We start from the raw sequence: 20,690 nt of genomic DNA, 5'->3' as shown, positions 1-20,690 counted from the left end.
ATGGAGGCCTTGCCCTCCTCCAGCACGCAGGAGGGCAGCACCGCCACGCCTCCGGCAAATAGCAACAGTCCTTTTACAACCGAGCGCCTATCCATTTATATCAGCAATTAAGTGTTTCGTCTCTTTGACTTTAAAGCTTACCATCCTCTGCTCAAATATCACTTCTCCTATGATATACACAGAAAAACAACATTACTTTCTGAGCCTGACCCGAAGGGCTTCGTCAGATGGAGGATGGGTGAACACAGCCAAGTGTTTTAAGCCACACAATATAATAAATATGTATAGTTCCCAAAAACATTTTACCTTCACTAAAAATAAGTAACCACTCACATTAAAGTATAAACACAGAGTTTTTATCTGGAAAATGCCCCATACTTAGAAAAACAGCGATTTAAAAGGCCTTTCAGCCGATTTTACACAAAACACTGATTATCAATCACACTTATCCATCTAATAGGTGACATTCACTTAGATTATTATACTTTGATATACTTTTTTAAAAAATTAAAGTATAACAGCATACCTATCCTTGCTTTTTATCTTTTTTTACACATATTTTAATGATTGATTACTCAGTTATAGACTAATGCCTATGTAAAATGTGTACTTAAAAATCCTAAGATGCTTCCTGGCTGCTTTTCCTTTTCCAGGCACCTACGTGAAAGGTGCACATAGCACCTTCCGTCTTTTCTGAAAGCAAAAATCACATCTCACCTAACCTATTTTTTATGAAACAGAAATATTCCGGGGCATGGCTTCCTCCATTGGGCAGACATGCAAAGATTTTATCCTGCAAGAAAGATTGGGCTATTGTGTTCGCAGCTGTCTGCGCCCTGCAAAGCCCGCTTCCAGGATATGCAGCAAACACCAACTTCATGGTGGAGCCCAACATGCTTAGCGGCGCCACAAGGCAGACCACAGAAGTAAGAGGAAAAGTGACGGGAGAGGAAGGAGAAGCCATTCCGGGTGCCTCTGTAGTGGTAAAAGGCACCACGGTGGGCACAGCCACCGATGCGAACGGTAACTTCACCTTAAATGTACCTTCCGGAGGCACCACCCTAGTTGTTTCATTTTTGGGGTATAAAAGCCAGGAGGTTCCGATCAACAATCAAAGCACCATCAATGTAATCCTTGCCACAGACGCGCGGGCATTGCAGGAGGTAGTGGTAACAGGCTACGCGGTACAGGAGAAAAAAGACCTGACAGGCGCCGTAGCTGTGGTAAACGTATCAGAAATGACCAAGCAGCCGGAGGCGCAGGTTTCGAGCATGCTGCAGGGCCGCGCATCCGGTGTTACCGTTCTCGGTTCAGGCCAGCCTGGGCAGTCGCAGCAAATCAGGATACGTGGTTTCAACACGTTCGGCAATAACACGCCGCTTTTTGTGGTGGATGGCGTTCCAACGGAAAACATCAGGGACCTGAACCCCAACGATGTGGAGACCATGCAGGTGCTGAAGGACGCCGGCTCGGCTTCCATCTACGGTGCGCGTGCAGCCAACGGTGTAATCATCATCACCACCAAGAAAGGCAAAGGGAAAGTGTCGGTAACATATGATGGCTACTACGGCACACAGCGTCCGTCTGGTGACAACCCCTGGAACCTGGCCAACCCGCAGGAAATGGCGGAGTTGAACTGGCTGGTAGCCAGAAATGGTGGCGTTGCTCCGGAAAGCCCTATATACGGCTCTGGCGCAAGCCCTGTGCTACCGGATTATTTGGTTTCAGGGCCAGGTGTTACCAGAACAGGTGTGATGGCAGGAGACCCGGAAGCAGATCCTTCCTTATATAACGTCAATCCTTTTTATACCGGAGGAAGCTCTGAACTGAGCACTTTCTATCGTATTGCACGGGCAAACAAGTCTGGCACCGACTGGTACAAGGAGATATTTAGACCTGCCCCGATTACAAGCCACAATGTGGCCGTAAGCAGTGGTGGCGAGATGGGCAGCTTCTACTTCTCTGCCAACTATTTCGACCAGCAAGGGGTGTTGAACAACACCTATTTCAAGCGCTATACTGTTAGAGCCAATAGCTCCTACAACCTCAACGATAACATCCGGGTGGGTGAAAACCTGGCCTACTCTGTGATTGAGAACCCGCAAATCGGTGGGGGCGAGAACATGATAAACATGGCTTACCGTCTGCAGCCGATTATACCGGTATACGATATCATGGGCAACTTCTCCGGTTCCTCTGGTAGCGGACTGGGAAATGCCAGAAACCCGGTGGCACAGCTCGACAGGCTGAGGAACAACAAATCGATGGGTAACCGCCTGTTCGGTAATGTGTTCGCTGAAGTAGACTTCCTCAACCACTTTACGGCACGCACGGTTTTCGGTGGCGAGATGTATAATAACAACAACCGCTCTTTCACCTTCCCTGAATACGAGAACGGTGAGAACAACACCGTTAACCAGTATAACCAAAGCGCCAGCAACGGTTACAACTGGACCTGGAGTAACACGCTGGCTTACAAGAGAAGCTTCAACGATGTGCATAACCTTAGCGTCCTGGTGGGCTCCGAAGCTTACAACAATTACTGGAGTGAGGTAGGCGGTTCTACGCAGGGATATTTCTCCTTCGACCCGAACTTTACCACACTGGGAACGGGTGCAGGCACACGAACCAATTTCAGCGGCAGGAGCGAAGACGCGCTGTTCTCTCTTATTGGCAGATTAGACTACAGCCTGATGGACAAGTACCTGTTCGGGTTTGTAATCCGCCGCGACGGTTCCTCACGCTTTGGTCCTAACCAGCGCTACGGTACGTTCCCCGCGGCTAGCGCCGGCTGGCGTATCTCCCAGGAGAACTTTATGCAGGGCATCAGCTGGATCTCGGATCTTAAAATACGTGGTGGCTACGGCGTAATGGGTAACCAGTTGAACGTAAGCCCGGCCAACGCCTTCACAACCTATGGTTCCGATAGAGCCCTGTCATACTACGACATTGGCGGCACCAACAACACCATCGTGGAAGGTTTCAGACAGTCCCGTATAGGCAACCCGGATGCTAAATGGGAAACCAACATCAACAGCAACATAGGCTTTGACGCGACCCTGTTCAATGGTAAGATTGACTTTACCTTAGATTACTACAACAAAGAGATCAAAGACCTCTTGTTTGACCCTGAACTGCCGGGAACTGCCGGTGGTGCCACCAGACCCTTCGTAAACATCGCCAGAATGCGCAACAAAGGCATTGACGCAGCCATTACAGGCCACATAGATGTGTCCTCAGATTTCAGGATTGATGTTACAGGTACGTTAACAACTTACGACAACAAGATTCTGAAGGTATCAAATGGTGCCCAGAACTTTGACCTGGAGTCTCGTCGCTTTAACGGCAGCAACATTATCCGCAACGAGGTGGGCTCCCCTATGAGTTCTTTCTTCGGCTACCAGATTGTAGGCTTCTGGGATGATCAGGCAGAAATCGACCAGGCTAATGCGAGCGCCGTTGAAGCCTCCGGTGATGCCAATGCCCTTTACCAGGCAGACATTGGCATAGGCCGTTTCCGTTATGCGGATGCTGACGGTGATGGCATTATCACCCCGGACGACAGAGTTATCTTAGGTAACCCTAACCCTGACTTTACCTATGGCTTGAACATAGCGGCTACCTACAAGAATTTCGACTTTAACATGTTTCTGTACGGCTCTCAGGGAAATGACATCTGGAACCAGGTAAAATGGTGGACAGACTTCTATCCGAACTTCGTTGGTGCGAAAAGCAAAACAGCACTTCACGACTCCTGGACCCCGGAGAACCGCGATGCAACAGCCCCTATACAGGAAGCAAAAGGTACCTTCAGCACCACCAACGTTCCTACCTCTTACTATGTGGAGAACGGTTCTTACTTAAGAGCGAAGAACGTGCAGCTGGGTTATACTTTGCCTAAGAGCCTGTTGAGCAACTATGGTGTTGGCAGCTTGCGAATTTATGTGCAGGCCGCAAACCTGTTCACTATCACCAACTATTCTGGCATAGACCCTGAAATATCCGGGGGCACCACCGCATTCGGTATTGACGAGGGCAACTACCCTAACATGCGCCAGTATTTAGCAGGCATAAACCTATCCTTCTAGTTTTGAGCATAACTTCTAGAGTCATGAAAAAATATAAATTAATCTTAATGACAGCAGCTGTAGTTAGCTCTATGCAACTACTAACTTCATGCGGAGACGACTTTCTGGAAAAACCAGCCTTAGGAGCCCTCAGTGAAGACATTATTGCGAATCAGGCAGGTGTAGAAAAGTTGTTGATCGGCGCCTATGCCGCCTTGGATGCCCAGGGTAATGGTTCTGCCATCGCGGGCGGCGGCCAGTGGGAGGCCGCTCCTACCAACTGGATATATGGCAGTGTGGCCGGTGGGGAAGCCCACAAGGGCAGCGACGGCGCCGACCAGCCGGCGATTAACTCTATTGCCACCTTCACGGCCGACCCCAGCAACGGCTTCCTCAATACCAAGTGGCGGGCCATGTACGAAGGTATATCCCGTACAAACGCCACATTAAAATTATTGGGTAAGGCAGAGGACATTATAGATGCAGATAAGAAGCGGATTGAAGCTGAAGCCCGTTTCCTGCGCGCGCACTACTACTTTGAGCTGAAGAAGATGTTCAACATGGTTCCCTGGATTGACGAGACAGTCACTGACTATAACCAGCCGAACAATGTGGATATATGGCCGAAGATTGAGGCCGACCTTCAGTTTGCCATGGATAACCTGCCCAACACACAGGCACAGGTAGGCCGAGCCAACAAATGGGCTGCAGCCGCTTACCTGGGCAAGGCTTACCTGTACCAGAAAAAGTATGGTGAGGCGAAGGGAATCTTTGATCAGGTTATCACCTCCGGTGTTACCGCCAATGGCCTTAAGTATGGCCTGGTAGATAAATTCAAAGACAACTTTGATGCGGCCAATGAGAATAACCAGGAGTCGGTTTTTGCCATTCAGATGGTGGCCAACGACGGCACAGGTACTATTGCCAACGCCAACCAGGGAGAGATGCTCAACTACCCGTACAACAGCCCGTTCCGCTGCTGCGGATTCTTCCAGCCGACTATAGACCTGGCTAACTCTTACCGTACCAACGCCCAGGGCCTGCCTTACCTGGATAATTACAATGCCACCCCGTTGAAGCATGATCAAGGCATTGCTTCCAACGAGGCCTTCACGCCGGACACACAGCCTGTGGACCCGCGCCTGGACTGGACTGTAGGCCGCCGTGGTATACCGTTCCTGGATTGGGGAGCGCACCCTGGCCAGACATGGATTCGTTTGCAAAGCTATGCCGGTCCATACTCTTCCAAGAAGCACATTTACTGGCAAGCTACGGCTGACAAGTTTTCTGACCAAAGCTCCTGGGCCCCAGGCTCAGCCATCAACGTGGTGCTCATTCGTTATGCAGACGTGCTGCTGATGGCCGCCGAAGCCGAGGCACAGCTAGGGAATCTGTCGCAGGCGCAGAGCTATGTAAACATGGTTCGTGCCAGGGCAGCTAAGCCGGAAAACAGGGTTTACCAGTATACTAACCCTAGCAATCCTACGGCAGGCTTCTCCAGCACCCCAGCTGCCAACTACAACGTTGCTCCTTACCCGGATGGTTATTTTGCCGGCTTAGGTAAAGAACAAGCACTTGAGGCTATCTACTTTGAGCGCAAGATAGAGCTGGCACTCGAAGGACATCGTTTCTTTGACCTGGTTCGATGGGGTAAAGCGGCTGAAGAGCTGAACTCCTTCTTCTCTTATGAAGGTTCTTTATTACCAGACGTGAGAGGGGGCAATTTTATCCCTGGCAAGCATGACTACTTCCCTATTCCGCAGAGACAGATAGACCTGCAGACTTCTGGCGGTGTGTCTAGCTTAACGCAGAACCCGGGATACTAACTGAGGTCAGCGGCTTAGCCGCTCATTTCAGAAGTATAAGTTAAAAGAAAACCCACCTGCTTGAGTGCAGGTGGGTTTTCTTTTAACTTATACTTTATTTATACTTCTCGTTCGACCAGGATATCCTGTTACGTCTCGCTTTATACTTTTATACTTACAGATTTCCCTTCTTCATCTCACTCACGGCATAATCCACAGCACGCGCCGTCAGGGCCATGTAGGTGAGGGAGGGGTTCTGGGTACCGGTGGAGGTCATGCAGGCGCCGTCGGTGACGAACACGTTTTTGCAGGCGTGCAGCTGGTTATACTTGTTCAGGAGCGAAGTTTTCGGGTCGCGACCCATTCTGACACCACCCATTTCGTGGATGTCGAGTCCAGGTGCCTGCTTGCTGTCATTGGTATGGATGTTTTTGCAGCCAGCCTTATCAAGCATCTCCGCGCCCTGCACCAAGAAGTCCTTCAGCGATTTTTCGTCATTCTCGTCATACCCGACTGACACCTTCAACAAGGGCATACCCCAGGCATCTTTCTCGCTGGTGCTCAGGCTCACGTAGTTGCTCTCCTTTGGGATCGTCTCCCCTTGCATCATCATATAGATGCCCCAGTTTCCGGGCTCCGACAACGCATCCTTGTAGGCTGCTCCAAGTTGCTCGCCGTTAGGGCCAGCGCCTGCCCTGCCTCTGCCGGCGCTATAGAAAACCATGTAACCGCGCAGGAAGTCGGTTTCCTGTTTGTGCACGTTGCGGAAGTTGGGCATCATCACCGCGCACGGGCGACGGCCGTAGTAATAGCTGTCTTCAAACCCTTCCATACTTGCCGAGAGCGAACCCCTGTAATTGTGGAAGGCTACATACTTTCCTAAAAGGCCATTATCATTCCCTAAACCGTTCGGAAAGCGGGAAGAGGTGGAATTGAGCAGGATAAGGTTGGTGTTCAGCGCCGCCGCGTTCACAAAAATAATGTTCGCAAAGTACTCGGTTGCTTCCTTGGTGTGCGCATCCACCACGCGCACGCCGACGGCTTTGCCTTTCTGCTCATCATAAAGTATAGAATGCACCACCGAGTCGGGGCGCAGAGTGAGGTTACCAGTTTTGGCGGCCCAGGGCAAGGTAGAGGAGTTGGAGGAGAAGTAGCCGCCATAAGGGCAACCGCGCTGGCACAGCGTTCTGGCCTGGCACTGCCCCCGCCCCTGCTGGTGATGGATTTCCTCGGGCTTGGTCAGATGGGCGCAGCGGCCAATCATCACATGGCGTTCCTTATAGTTCTCTACAATTCGCTTGCGGATGGCTTTCTCCACCACGTTCATCTCCCAGGGTGGCAGGAACTCGCCATCCGGCAGGGTGTCCACCCCATCTTTGTTTCCGCTAATACCCACGAAACGCTCCACATAGCTGTACCAGGGGGCAATATCATCGTAGCGAATAGGCCAATCTACGGCAAAACCGTCGCGGGCGGGGCCCTCGAAATCATACTTGCTCCAGCGCTGGGTTTGCCGCGCCCACATCAGCGACTTGCCCCCTACCTGGTAACCGCGAATCCAGTCAAAGGGCTTTTCCTGCACGTAGGGGTGCTCCTTATCCTTCACAAAGAAATGGGTGGCATCCTCTTTAAAAGCATAGCACCTGGAGGCTATCGGGTTTTCCTCAGTTAGTTCGAGCGATAAACGCCCACGGTGCGGGAAATCCCAGGGATTCTTGGTGGCCGTGGGGTAGTCTTTCAGGTGCTCCACATTCCTTCCCCGCTCCAGCACCAGGGTTTTCAGGCCTTTGTCACATAGTTCTTTGGCAGCCCAGCCGCCGCTAATCCCAGACCCGATCACGATGGCGTCAAAGGTATGGTCAGCGAATTTAGAAGTATTGATATTTGCCATCTTGCTTATCAAAATGATGTTAAACCTTTGAACAACTGAAGGCCGGTTAGATGCCGGCCTTCAGGGTATACATTACAGAAAGATACTTATAGCACTTTCTGGTCTTTGCTCAGATCTTTGATGCGGATGTTGCGGAACCAAACCGTGGAGCCGTGGCCCAGGAAGCCGATATGGCCTTTGGTTCTTTTCAGCCCCGGATGGTCCTTCCCGTCCAGCGTACCGTTCTTGCTTGCCTGGGCAATGTCGCCGTCCAGGATGGTGGTGCCATTCAGGATTACCTTCACCTTTGGCCCTTTCACGATCACTTCCTGATAGTTCCACTCTCCTACCGGCTTTAAAGCACCCCGCTTCGCGGTAAGCACCCCGTACACGGAACCATGGTACTGGTGATCGTCCAGATCTCTGTAGATGTCAGCGTCGTTGTCCAGAATCTGCAGCTCCATCCCTTCGTAGGCGGCATCGCCCTCAAGCGGGGCACGCACGCCAAGCCCGTTATTGGCTCCAGGCGTAAGCCTAAACTCGAAACGGAAAACAAAATCGCTGTACTCTTCCTTCGTGAACAGGTTACCACCGCTTCCGAACTTGGGCTTGTGCACCACCATCACTCCATCCTCTATCACGTAGTCGGTGGTGTTGCCCTGCCAGTTGTGCATGTTGGTACCGTCGAACAGCACCTTGAAACCTTCTTTCTTCTCGGCTGCACTCAGTTCAAATGGCTTGGGGCGTGGAATTTCGCGGATGTAAATATCGCGGTAAGCTATCCTGGAGCCATGCGCCTGCAGTTCTATCTGCTCCTCAGGGAAAATTGGCAGGTCGCGGTTCCAGAAGTTCTCCAGGATAACATTGTCCGTTACAAGTTCTCCGTTCAGGTATACCGTCACCCGGTCACCCTGCATCAGGATGCGGAAGTTGTTCCACTCGCCAAGCGGGTTGTCGGCTACTTTCAGCGGTTTGCTTGGGTGGACTTTGTTGTTGTACAAGCCGCCTGAACCTACCTGTGCGCCCACGTCTACGCGGGAAGTGTCCCAGATCTGCACCTGCGGCGTACCTCTCAGGTAAATACCGGCATCGCCTTCCTTGTGGCCGTCGTCGAAGATCTTCCAGTCCACAAACATTTCGATGTCGCTGTACTTCTTCACAGAAGCAATGTTATCGCCTTTGCCGGTGAAGATCAGTTCGCCATTCTCCACAACCCAGCTTTTGCGCATCTGCTCATCAGCCTGCTGCTGTTTTTGGGCCAGCGTCTTCTTATCCATTTTTGCGCGCGCGATAGGGTTCTCTACCAGGCCTTTCCAGCCGGTCAGGTCTTTGCCGTTAAACATCGCTACGAAGCCCTCGCCTTGCGGCATCTCTGCCAGGAACTTGCGCATCGATTCTTTCTGGTACTCGCTGTCCGGCCCCTGCAACACCTGGATTGTCTTGTTCAGGTACTCCCGCACCACGTTGCCCTGGAAGTCCGTGCTGGACAAAGCGATGTTCATCACGGCATGGGCGGCCTGTTGCTGCAACGCAGGATCATCCAAATACTTGCCTGCAAACACCAGCGCCGGGAAGGTTCTGTTTCTGCCTACTTGCGTGAGGATAAGCTGCTTCTGCTCTGTAGTTTTAGCCACATCCATGGCCTTGCGAAGCATCAGCACCTTTTGGTCGGCAGGATATTTCGCAATGCTCACGGCACGGATATAGCCTTTCAATGCCTGGTCCAGGTAGGTAGCATTGCTAGCATTCGCGCTGATATTGTACAGTTCCTCTGCCGCACTTACATCCGACCACTGTGAGAGCGCTGCCAAGGCAGCTGTTTTTGTAGTGGCATCACCATTCTGGAAGGCCTGGGCAACAGCCTGAAGCGCCTGGTCTCCTCCTATACTTGCCAGTATGTTAAAGTAAGCCGACCGTTTTTCTGCCGGTGCCTCATTCATTTTTTGCAGCACCAGTTCTGCCTTCTCCGCCTGGTTTTGATAGTCGCCCACGGCGGCTACTACGGCTTTTTGGACCGCTGCAAGCTCTTCCGGCTGGGAAGTTTCGTTTAGCAGGGTGAACAGCTGCGGCAGGTTGTCTTTAGTAGCCATGTTGGCAAGTGCCTCCAGCGCAGCCATGCGCACGGCCGTATTGTTATGCTTGGTATAAGGAAGCACCTCCTGGAATTTTCTGTTCTCACCACGGGCACCCAATACCGCTAACAGTTCTGCCTGTGCCACGGCGGGCATTTTCGGCAAGGCCTGCGCTACTTTATCTGTCATTCCATCTCCTTTCATGATCAGGAGGGCGTTTCTAACAGCGATGGCTTCTTGCTCACCACCTTTACGCATGGCTTTCAGCAGGGAAGGCAGCGCCTCTTGCTGGCCCAATTTACCGGCCGCACCAATAGCAGCGACTCTTACCTGGGCATCTTTGCTCTTCAAGGCTTTTTCCACTGTTGGCAAGGCGCCTTTTGCACCGTTGTTGCCCAGCATGGTGATGATTTCTGCCTTTACTGCCGGGTCGGCTTTCTTCTGCTTGTTTACCCACAGCGAGGTGTTTTCTGCTGTCAGGTAAGGACCGGCAAACTTCAGGGCAGCGGCGCGGTATTCCTTATTCGGGTCACCGGCGGCGTCTACCAAAAGTGGCATGCTCTGCCCTTTATGCGCGTCGGTTAAAAGCTTCAGGGCAGCTGTGCGCGTGTGCACCTGCTCATCCGCGGCAGTTTTGCTCAGCATCGACTGAGCCAGGCGTGCAGCCACATCCGTCTGCCCCTTCTCTGCCAGGCGATTGGCATACAGCAGGTAGGCGGCAACGGCGTTATCTTTGTCAAACTTGTAGTTATCCGCTTCAGCGGCCTTGGTCAGAGCGGCCTCGGCGGCCGGGTCTGCGATGCTGGCCAAGGCAAAAAGAGACAGCTTGCGTAGTTTCTCGTCCTGGCTGTTAGCCAGAGAAGTTAAGGCCGGCACGGCTGCTGCATGGCGGGTATCACCCAATGCCCCAACCAAAGCCAGCTGGCAATCTCCCTGCGCATTCTGCAGGGCCTGCAGCAGCGCCTGGCTGGCGGCTGGGGTATTTATACTTGTCAGGGCTCTGGCGGCAGGGCCGCAAAGGCGGCCATCGCCCAGGTAGCCTTGCAAACAAGCCACGGCTTGATCGTCGCCGACCATCTGCAGCTGCCTGATCAAAAAGGCTTTGTTCTCCTCATGCCCGGCGCTCTGAAGGGCTTTGCAATAGGCGTTGGCACTCATTTTCCGCCAATCCTCCCGCTCCGCCTCCATTACGTAGGAAGAGAAGCCGCCCAGCGCATACTCTATACTTGTATTGTCGCCCTTGCCGGGCTCCGACAACATACTGGCCATTTGCAGGATTCCCTCCTCGCCCATGGCAGCAATTCCCGCCATACTTGCCTCCAGGTGCTTTTCGTCCCGGGCCGGCAGTTCTGCCAGTAAGTCAGCGATCTTTGTGGAAAGGGTTCGCTGGTCATTTTTGCGTTGCCCCATCACGGCAGTGCTTAGCATAAGCAAGGCCAGGAGCACGAATGATATTTTTCTCATGATGTTAGCAAAGTATAATTCTAACCTATAAAAGAATGCTTTTTAATTCTTAGCCAAACTGTTACACCAGTGTCCAGTCGGAGCGCATCGGTTGGTAAACCAGCCGGTTGGCACCTTCGTCGTTGATGAACTCCTGCTTCACGGGGTCGAACTTGAGGTTGCGCCCCAGGCGCAGGGCAGCCAGGCCCATGTTTACCAGCGTGCAGGAGCGGTGGCCGTTTTCCTCATTCAGGGCGAACTTCTGGCGGTTCTTCACGGCCTGCACAAAGTCTGTTACCTGCGGCTCCGGATCAGGGAAAGCGGCTAATTTCCTTCTAAGGTCTGGAATGTCGGAGCGGAAGCCCGGGTAGAGTTTGCCTTTCGGCCCCTCGATGTAAGGGATGTTTTCCTCCTTGCCCTCACCGTCCAGAATGATCTGGCAGCCATCTTCATAAGTATAAGTTATCCTGCGCCAGGTGCCTACGGCGTCTGCGTGTTGCTGCGGGGCATCAATCTCTACGGAGACAGGGCTGGTATTGTCTTTGCCCAGGAAGTACTGGATGGGGTCCAGGTAATGCTGGCCCATGTCGCCGAGGCCGCCGCCATCGTAGTCCCAGTAGCCGCGGAAGGTGCCGTGCACGCGGTGCGGGTTGTAAGGCTTATAAGGGGCAGGACCCAGCCACATGTTGTAATCAAGTTCCTGCGGCACAGGTGCCGGAGCCAGGTTGGTCTGGCCTACCCAGTAGAATTTCCAGTCGTAGCCGGTGCCACGGCCAACGGTTACTTTCAGAGGCCAGCCGAGCAAACCACTATCCACCAGTTTCTTGATAGGCTTTACGGTGGTGCCCATGCCGTAGAAAACATCATCGAAGCGGAACCAGGTGTTGAGGCGGAAGATGCGCCCATGCTGCTGCACGGCCTCTACCACGCGCTTGCCCTCCCCTATGGTCCGGGTCATCGGCTTTTCACACCAGATGTCCTTTCCGGCGCGGGCTGCATCCGCGGCCATAATGCCGTGCCAGTGCGGCGGGGTGGCGATGTGCACGATATCCACCTCCGGCATCTGAATCAGCTCCCGGTAATCGGTAAAGGTTTTGACGCCCTTGCCCAACATATCCACCGCTTTCTTTAGGTGGTTCCGGTCTACATCGCATACCGCCACTACTCTCGTGTCGGCATAAGGGAAGTGGTTACGCCCCATAGCTCCCACCCCAATCACGCCTTTGGTAAGCTGGTCGCTTGGGGCTACATAGCCTTTCCCGCCTAGCACGAACCGGGGCACAATGGTAAATGCGGCAAAAGCCATCGCCGACTTCTTAATAAAGTCTCGTCTTGGGTTCTCTTTGTCTGGTTTCATGAAACATGAAGATTTTATACAACTTCTAATTTATAGTGGTATGGCTGCCAGGAGCCACGTGAAAACAAATAGTAAGCGTAAAATCCGAAACCAATAGCTGCGTAGCCCGATAAGCTGCAGCACTCCGGAGGTAAGAAATTCTTTGCCGCTGCTCAGGCAGGAAAACCAATCTTAGTTTTTTGCCACTAGCGTGAAATAGGGTCAGGGAAGCGTTGTGTGGGTTGGTCTTCTCTTGTTTGATTAGTTTTCTGCACAATTCCAGTTGTGCTACAGATAGCTGTAAAGTGACTTTTGAGCCATTCAATATAGAGATTAAAATATTACAAGAAAAGCCTATTGCACTTAAAAATAAGATTTATTTGACTTTCGTGAGTACAGTCTCAGTTAACTTTCTGCCTCTTAAGCCAAAGATTTATACTTTGAAAGCAGTTATACTTTAGAGCGATAAAGCACAAGCAAAGGCTGCCTTGTAATATTCTAAATTTTTAGTTGCGGTTTATATTGGTAGTAGTGGATTTATACCCTTATGGATTCATTTATGCGCAACGGAACTACCTGCCATGTAGCTTGAATTCCCCTCCTTGGAGGGGCTAGGGGTGGGTTTGATGGCAAAATAACGGCAGATGCGCACAACTAGCCCGATAGTGGTATTATACCTGTGGAAATTCCCACTCCTGTGGATTACCGAGAACGGAGGTTCGCAGGTAGCGAGCGCAGCTCCAAGGGGTGGGTTTTTATACTTTAGAAATTGGGTTGCAGCAGGCATGTAGTAGTTTTATAGAACCGGCAAGGATAAAAGGGCGTGGCAAGTATGGTCACGCACGCGGTAGCTCTGCAGAGACTCAAGTACTACAGGCTAAAGTGTTCCCGGGCAAGCTCCTGCCCTTTGCTGGCCCAAGGCAGGTCCTCCTCCAGCACTACCCTTACCTTCAGGCTCCTGCCAGCTCCTTTTTGCGCAGGGCTGAGCGGCAGGCTCAAGCGCTGGGTCTGGCGCGGCCCCAGGCTGATGCCCGTCACCTCCCCCCTGTCCACGACCTGCTCTCCCGCCAGCAGCTCCCACTGCAGCTTTACCTGGTGCAGCAGCAAAATCATAGCCGTTGCTGATGCTCATGCCCCTGTCGTTTGTCAGCTCCATCCTGAAGGGCTGATTCGCCTTTTTAAGATCTGCTCGTTCTTCTGCTGAAAGCTTGCTGAAATCAATGGCCGCGAAAGGCAAATTAGTAATGGCATCGGCGTTTGTAACTTCAATAAGCGGCCGGTCAGGGTCCGGGTGGGTGAGGCTCTCGGTGAGAAGGGCGAGGTGGGCTTTGTCGGCGGACCAGGCGATGACGGAGGGCCTGTTTCGGAGCTTTCGGACAAGGGACAAGGGTAGCCTGAGTTGTAACCCCGGTTCTTTCCCCACCTCCGGAGCCAGGTGCTGGATGATGTAGAGCCCGTACTTATCGGCCAGGTGGTAGAGCTCCAGGCTGGCGGGGATGCCGGATACGAAAATTGTGTTGACATGGTGCTGCTTTAGCTCCCGAATAAACGTCTCCAGTTGGTCCGCACTGGGTGCGGCCTCGCTCAGCGCCGGGAGGGTATAGCTAACGGGCTTGAACCGGACAGGCACGCCGTTTACCTGTAGCTGCCGGTCCTGCACTTTCGTGGTGCGCACCCCCACCCGCTCAGCCAGGACCTGCGAGAACTTATACTTGATGGAGGAGATAGTATTCGTAACCAGGTGCAGGTAGGGCGTCTCCGATGTCCACTTGCCTGCTATGACTTCCGGGTGATCGGTGTAAAAAAACGAGTGGGTTTTCCCTTTGGGTATGGATTGGCCGATGCTGCCCGTGCGGTCGTGAACATAATACTCCTTCAACTGGCCTTTTATAAGGCTCATTACTTTCTCTTCCGCAGAGTAATCAGAAGTGTTGAAAGTTTGTGAGGAGTAGTTTCTTAGTCGGAAGAGATAGAACCAGGTAAGACTTCTGTAGTAATTGGGGTAGCGCATGAGGGTCCTGACCTGCGTCTCCACTACATGAAAACCGGGTGCGGCCATTATCAAAAAAACGGAGGCCAGCTCGCTTGCTTCACCTGCTACCTTGTCACCCCAAACCCGCAGCCGCAGCGAGTCACCTTCTTCAGCCAGCAGCGGCCCAAGGTGGATTTTCACGTCGACACCGGCCGCGTCCAGCCGGGTGCGGCGCCCGTTGATTTCAAGGGTAAAGGCTGCTTTAGGCGTGCGCACCACCAGAAACTTCTCTAATTCGTCCCACCGGGGCGGAAATGCCGGGGAACTGGAAAAAACGGAAGCAGGGGCTGCTTTCCCGGAGGCACTGGCCAAGCGCTGATTTGCCCTCTCCCACGTTACTTCCTCCACCATCGCAGAAGATAAAACGTCGAAGGTCAGGGCCTTTTCTTCACTCTCAAAGGAGATGACAACAGGGCCATACTCTACCAGGCTATCTGCCAGCGCTGCCTTGCCTTCTTCCTGAGCCAGGACAGGAAAAGCCAGAGCAAAGAGAAGTATAACCGGAAGAAGGAAGCTGGATGATAGCTGCATGGGCTTTTAGGTTTAGATGAAAAAGTATAGCTCTACACCAGCCAACTACCTTATTCTCCTACCTATAAGCATTCTACCCGCCGCCACAACTTCCCACCCTTCTAATCGGTAAGCCCATAGTAGTGTTCATAAGCTTCAGGCAGTTGCTGGCCGGGGAAAGGCAATAGAATAAATCGCAGCAGTAATATAGTAAAGTTTATATAGGAATAAAAAGCTGTTATAGCCAAGCTGCTCATGCACACATGAAATAGACGGCGGGGTACTGGCCACTTTAAAACGGGCGGGCGCGGCATATCGGTAAGTGCTCAGCTCCAGCCGCCCCTGATAGTCGCAGGTAGTTTTTATTCTTTAGAAGAATAAAAACAAAAAAGCCCTTAAATCGCTGATTTAAGGGCTTTTTATGCTACTTGATAAGTTACTAAGTGGAGATGCAGGGATTCGAACTTCCCACATAACTCATTCACTATCAAATATATAATACTCTCAAATACAGCGGGCACCCGAATTTTCCTCCCCTCTAAGGTTCCTGATGCCTTACGTAATCAAATTTACTTCTTTTAAACACCAACTTCAAGTATGAAACTAGATAAGTTAGTCCTTCTGCTCTGAAGTAATACGTTAATTCAGCGCTAAGGCGGTATTAGCCGAGCTAGAAGTATAGATTTTTCGGAACATAGAAGTGATAGGAGATAAATATTGTAAAACACACTTTACTACCTGCAAGCAATTATAGCAACGGTTACTTTTATTGTTTTATTTTCTGACTTCATTTTAGGTTCCACTTCTCAAGGTCTACAAAGTTGATGATTCTTCGATTTCGTGTAATAACCGGAAATCTTGTAACTACAAAATGCTCAATCTCATTAATTCCAGTCTTTGTTTTTATTAGTGATTCTCTGCCAATTTCTTTTTTCAAAGCACTCTCATAGTAGCGGCATAGCCTCATATTTAACCTTCCAATTTTCTTGTAATCGTAATTTACTCTTGATATGTCAATGAAATTGTTCTTGCATTGAAAGTTATAAACTTTATTATCTCTAGTTGTTATTAAATCAAATTCTTTGTGGTTTATCCGGGTAATACCAGTTGGCAAAAATCCTTTTAATTCAAGTATTTTAGAGACTTTATCCTCGAAAATAAATCCAGAATGGATTTGAAAAGTTCGGTTTTTGAGAAGTGACTGAGATATAGTCCTATATACAAATCTAATTAACAGGACTACCGTTGTGTAATAGTTTTTCTCTACCAGTTGGAAGGGAGCATAGCTATTTAAATTATCAAAATAATCATTTGAATTAATATAAAGTGTTAGAGCACTATATTTTGATACTATTCTCTTGAATTCGTTTTCTTCGATAATAACGTGAAAATCATCTTTTAAGTGAATTTTAATATCTTTTAGCAGATGATTGATTTCCTTAAACACATCATTATGCATAACATTATACTTGTTAAAAGCACCTCCAAGTAGCGTCAGTGTATTTTCAACCTCACTAAAAGAAAAAATCTTATTAGCTGCTTTAGGCAGTAGGGTTTGTAATACAATTACCTCAGGGCGCAACTCCAATTGGTCTATTAAAGAAAGTCGCTCTGGTTCAAAGAAAAAGCCCTCTAAATGGTTGTACTCAAAATTTCTTTTTGCAACTATACCATCAGATTTCATTTCGAAGTCAGGCAGGCAGTGATTGAGGAGCAAATTATAATAAGCTGTAGTTATATTAACCAAGCAGCTATCAATTAAATGTTGTAGGAAACCAAATGTATTTATGTACTCAACAGCTTTCTTACCTTTAGCTATTTTAGGGATCAAATTTAAAGTTGTTACATAATATGCACGTCTTGATTGAAGATAGGATATGCAATTTTCGATATCAGACAAATTCAAGCTATTTCCCTGATGAATATATATATTATGACTCGTGTATGTCTGATTAACAGCAGAACACATCATGGCCAGTTGCTGGAATCGAATCGCTACATTTTTCTGGAACTTTTTCTCAAGTAATTCCAAAACCTTTTTTAATGGTGGTAGATTCTTATGATTGAAAAAGTTGGTTTTTAGCTGAAGAAACTGTTCTACCTCTTCGGCAGTATTAAGCTCCATAGGAATGTTAATCATTTCATCTATGGATCTCACGGTGGAACGCCAATGACTATAAAGCAGTGTTGGATAGTATTCAGAAATATTAGAGAAGAAACTATCTAAGTGGTATTTAATAGAATCCTCAAAAATTTTGTCTAGATGGCTGCCTGATATTTTCCCTATTGGTAATTTCATCTACAAAGTCTTTGGCTATTAGTGGAGTTGTTTAAAACTAATCAGATAAGAGATTTATGCAAATTTCGAGCAAATAAGAACACCACCTAACTATTTTACTCCTAAGTACCTGACTTCAGGTTATTATAAAGGCATTCAAGCTATTTAAATAACCTATTATCGATCAGGAGAATATTTTCTCTCAAATACAGCGGCGCCTAAATTTCTCTCCCCTCCGAGATTTTTGGTGTCTTTTGTAATCAAGTCTACTTCTTTATCTTTTATAACTAACCTCAAATAAAATAAAAAATTTAACTCTTCTACACCACCGTAGTGATGTGATGATCGAAGCATTCTTTACCAAGATCTAAGGATCAAGATCCGCAGGTGTTCCACGCTCTACCTACTAGCAGCCCCTTTGATTGGTCACTACTATCTAAGCTGTTGGACAGAAATGCAGTATGGCAGAAAATCTCCACCTCAGAGAAAGTCCCCCCATCTGTTCGGAAAGTAGGTGCAGGAGAACCATTGTTTTCCAGTATTCTTTTAATTATCGAAATCCCGGTGGCACTGTCTCCAAAAAAAATCCAATTAATTAACAAAATTGAACAAACATAAATCACGGTAGCGGTGAGGCCTGATGCGGTCGCTATTGAGGTCCTCCTATGCCGAAAGGAACGGTTTTGTCCGCTGTAGTTAAAGATCACCATTGGATTCGTACGTGATGTGAATCTCCACCTATTCCCGAACCAAGGAGTCCCGGTGATACAAGATATTGTCTACGGCCTACTCCAATGCGCCGTAAGGTTAGTGTCATACATGCAGGGTTTCCCCCCTCACTTCTTGAAGATCTTTTCGCCTAAGGGATTAGTCTGCAGTAAATCCAGCGTTAGTCGGATTAAATATAAACTTATCCAAGCTTATACCTCCTCAAATATCTCTGAAAAACCAAACCTTTTAGCTTTTTCATAATTTCTTAGGGCTAAGGCCATATGCCAATCTGTCAAAGCTTTTTTTTCTGTAGCCAGATCAGCCATAAAACGATACTCAAAATCACGGAGCTTCCTGTTCTTCTTATCCCATTTCACCACCGCTTGGATAAGCTTAAGGGATATTTCAGGTATCTCTGTTACAGCCGCAGCGTCTCGCTCAAAAAACTCTTCTGTATCGAAAAGTATCTCCGACGCCTCCTCTATGACTAAGTCCAGTATTTGCTGACCGTTGTTGAACTCTATTTCGCTTAGTTCCCTGTTTCTGGTAAAATTCATCCCGATGGTTCTGGCAATATTCCGCTGATACTGCGACAGCTTTCCGGTAGCCTTACCCCATTCCTCGATCTTATCCCATGTTTTCGGATGAACTGACTTTAGCCTGTCCTGAAGTGCCTTTTTCTCAGCTGAGGCCATCTCGTCCTCAGAAATCCTTGCCCGCTTATAGCTGGTTCCCTTATCTTCCAGATCTTTGGCAATACTATTTAGGGACACCCCAAAGTCTTGTTTCCTGACTGCAGTCCAGCAGTCTTCCTTCTTTGCCCACTCCCCGTAAAGTGAGCCGGGAGCGTTGGCTTTAATATAGGTTTCAACACACATCATAACCTCCCGTAGTTTGTCCCGCAGTTTCTCGCTGATACTTTGTGCTTTCCATATTTTATAAAGATCCAACCTGTAGTTCAGCTGATAGCCAAGCCATGCAATTGCATACGGAACGGTAATATAGCGCATATCCCCGATGGCATTTGGTTTGACCCCATACACCTTTTCCGCAGCTCTGAAAAGGATTGCCTTGGCAACTGCGTCCTCAAAAAAGATGCTATCTGGCTTGGTGCCGAAATTATGATGCATGAACTGGATGTAGTTCTTCTGGTTTCCCCTTACCACATAATGAGGGCCGATGAGCAGCTTCTTTCCGTCATATACCTCTTGGTACGTATTTATATACTTGGCAAGGTCTTCCTTTGTGAGCACCTGCTGTTTAGGATTTTTCAGTTCGAAAGCTTTTCTTTTCGCCGGAGTAAACCCTTCTTTAAGCATGGCTGTCTTATACTGACCACGGGCTCTGTCATAAAACCAGCGTGTCTGCTGCGATTTGCCAGCTACCGGCGGTGCCCAGGTGGTGCGTGACAGCTTCTCCAGCAGGATATGGTTTTCACTGTTTGAGCTCAGATCGGATGCAGAAATCTTGTTCTGTGTATTAGCATACTCAGCAATGCGGGCAACTACGCTGCTGAAGTTCTCCTGGTTCTTTACAACGTTCAGCTTAACCTGCACAAAAATGCCGGACACATCTGCCTTATCCTTTTTCCAGGTATGATAGATAGACGCAGTAGTTTGTCCTCCGTTTACTATCTGCAGGTCCTTTACCCACGCCACAGCATTGCCGCTTCCATCAGGCAGGGGTTCCAACTGAATTTCCTCGGCCGTAGCAGCCAGTCCGTTGTTAAAGGCCAGAAACATATGAGGTTCCGTCAGAATTGTCTTCCGGATTCCCTTGTTGATTTTACCTGTAAACTGCAGGAAAGACCTGACGTTCTGTTCCAGTAAACGCGAACCGAACCGCTCATAAATATTCACAAGGGCCTCTCCGGAAATAATAGCCAGATATGACTGATATTCGGCGTTCTCTGATGGAGAGTAAATACAGGGCACGAGAAATCCATCCTCCTTAAAGTTTATTTCGATAGGTACATGAGACTTCTCTGAAATATTGTACAGGTAGTTTATGTCTACTATTCTGTAGTAGATCGGATGTCCTGAAATTGTCTGGCCTGGCAGGCTGTCACTCGTGCAAATGCCATCTGTCAGAATAAAGGCGTTGACACGAACCAGTCCTTCCCTCAATTCCTGCGAATCGCTCAGGGTATGCGCCAGATCAAATATCTCCGAGGATTCCTCTATCTCATTGACATAGTCCTTGTAAACCGCGTTCCTGAAAAAATTAGTGATTCGCTTGGCGGCCCGGTCAATTTCTTCCTTAAAAACCTTTGAGCATTCCTCTGTTCCTTTGTAAACAGTAATGAAAAGATCCAGCGTCTCGTAGTTATCGGATAATGCATACGCGTTGATTTTATGCTGCACCCCTGTCCGAAGCACTTTTTCATCATAGGATACCCGTACATTTTCTGTTTCACCCGCGTCAGCCAGCAAATCTACAGCTGTTTGAGTAAAAAGCTGTTCTGATGTACCCCCTTCTTCCTCAGCAAGCTGCGATGACCTAATATCCTGCTGAATGTTCTGGAGAAATCTGTTAAGCTCCAGGTGTTCAAGGTTTGTTGCCATAG

At 49.2% G+C, this 20,690-nt stretch carries 9 protein-coding genes; 2 read left to right on the top strand and 7 right to left on the bottom strand.

The genetic code is table 11. The features are described from left to right. The first annotated feature begins 731 nt into the window (after positions 1-731). Together C8N40_RS18340 and C8N40_RS18335 are read left to right on the top strand one after the other, a co-directional pair. The gene (locus tag C8N40_RS18340) at positions 732-4,088 is read left to right on the top strand and encodes a SusC/RagA family TonB-linked outer membrane protein (RefSeq protein WP_211318142.1); all 3,357 of its coding nucleotides are present in this window, start codon (positions 732-734) and stop codon (positions 4,086-4,088) included. 71 nt (positions 4,089-4,159) lie between these two features. Then, positions 4,160-5,893, top strand: coding sequence for a RagB/SusD family nutrient uptake outer membrane protein (locus tag C8N40_RS18335; RefSeq protein WP_245905183.1), 1,734 nt, complete (start codon positions 4,160-4,162; stop codon positions 5,891-5,893). A 154-nt stretch (positions 5,894-6,047) separates the two neighbouring features. Here the strand turns inward: C8N40_RS18335 and C8N40_RS18330 are convergent, their stop codons facing one another. From C8N40_RS18330 to C8N40_RS18305, 7 genes are all read right to left on the bottom strand, one after another. Next, complete coding sequence (locus C8N40_RS18330) at positions 6,048-7,763, bottom strand: GMC oxidoreductase (protein ID WP_108213250.1); 1,716 nt, start codon at positions 7,761-7,763, stop codon at positions 6,048-6,050. An 86-nt stretch (positions 7,764-7,849) separates the two neighbouring features. Then, positions 7,850-11,278, bottom strand: coding sequence for a 3-keto-alpha-glucoside-1,2-lyase-like domain-containing protein (locus tag C8N40_RS18325; protein WP_108213249.1), 3,429 nt, complete (start codon positions 11,276-11,278; stop codon positions 7,850-7,852). Positions 11,279-11,339: 61 nt separating this feature from the next. Continuing rightward, positions 11,340-12,614 (bottom strand): Gfo/Idh/MocA family oxidoreductase, encoded by a 1,275-nt coding sequence (locus C8N40_RS18320; RefSeq protein WP_108213248.1) that lies wholly within the window; start codon positions 12,612-12,614, stop codon positions 11,340-11,342. An 849-nt stretch (positions 12,615-13,463) separates the two neighbouring features. Beyond that, on the bottom strand, positions 13,464-13,706 hold the full coding sequence (locus C8N40_RS23485; protein ID WP_425440667.1) for a DUF4981 domain-containing protein: 243 nt from the start codon (positions 13,704-13,706) through the stop codon (positions 13,464-13,466). Between the two features lie 2,216 nt (positions 13,707-15,922). Further along, a complete protein-coding gene (locus tag C8N40_RS18310) occupies positions 15,923-17,434 on the bottom strand; it encodes a hypothetical protein (protein WP_108213246.1) in 1,512 nt (503 codons plus the stop codon). A gap of 156 nt (positions 17,435-17,590) precedes the next feature. After that, positions 17,591-17,767: a hypothetical protein gene (locus tag C8N40_RS22775; protein ID WP_170114145.1), complete on the bottom strand. Its 177-nt coding sequence runs from the start codon at positions 17,765-17,767 to the stop codon at positions 17,591-17,593. Positions 17,768-18,333: 566 nt separating this feature from the next. After that, positions 18,334-20,688 carry an AIPR family protein gene (locus C8N40_RS18305; protein ID WP_108213245.1) on the bottom strand — a complete coding sequence of 785 codons (2,355 nt, stop codon included), beginning with the start codon at positions 20,686-20,688 and terminating at the stop codon, positions 18,334-18,336. Between the last annotated feature and the right edge of the window lie 2 nt (positions 20,689-20,690).

The organism is Pontibacter mucosus (genome assembly GCF_003054055.1).
In the GTDB taxonomy this organism is placed as follows: Bacteria; Bacteroidota; Bacteroidia; order Cytophagales; family Hymenobacteraceae; genus Pontibacter; species Pontibacter mucosus.
Note: the sequence above shows the minus strand (reverse complement) of the source record. Positions and strands in the feature narration are given on the sequence as shown.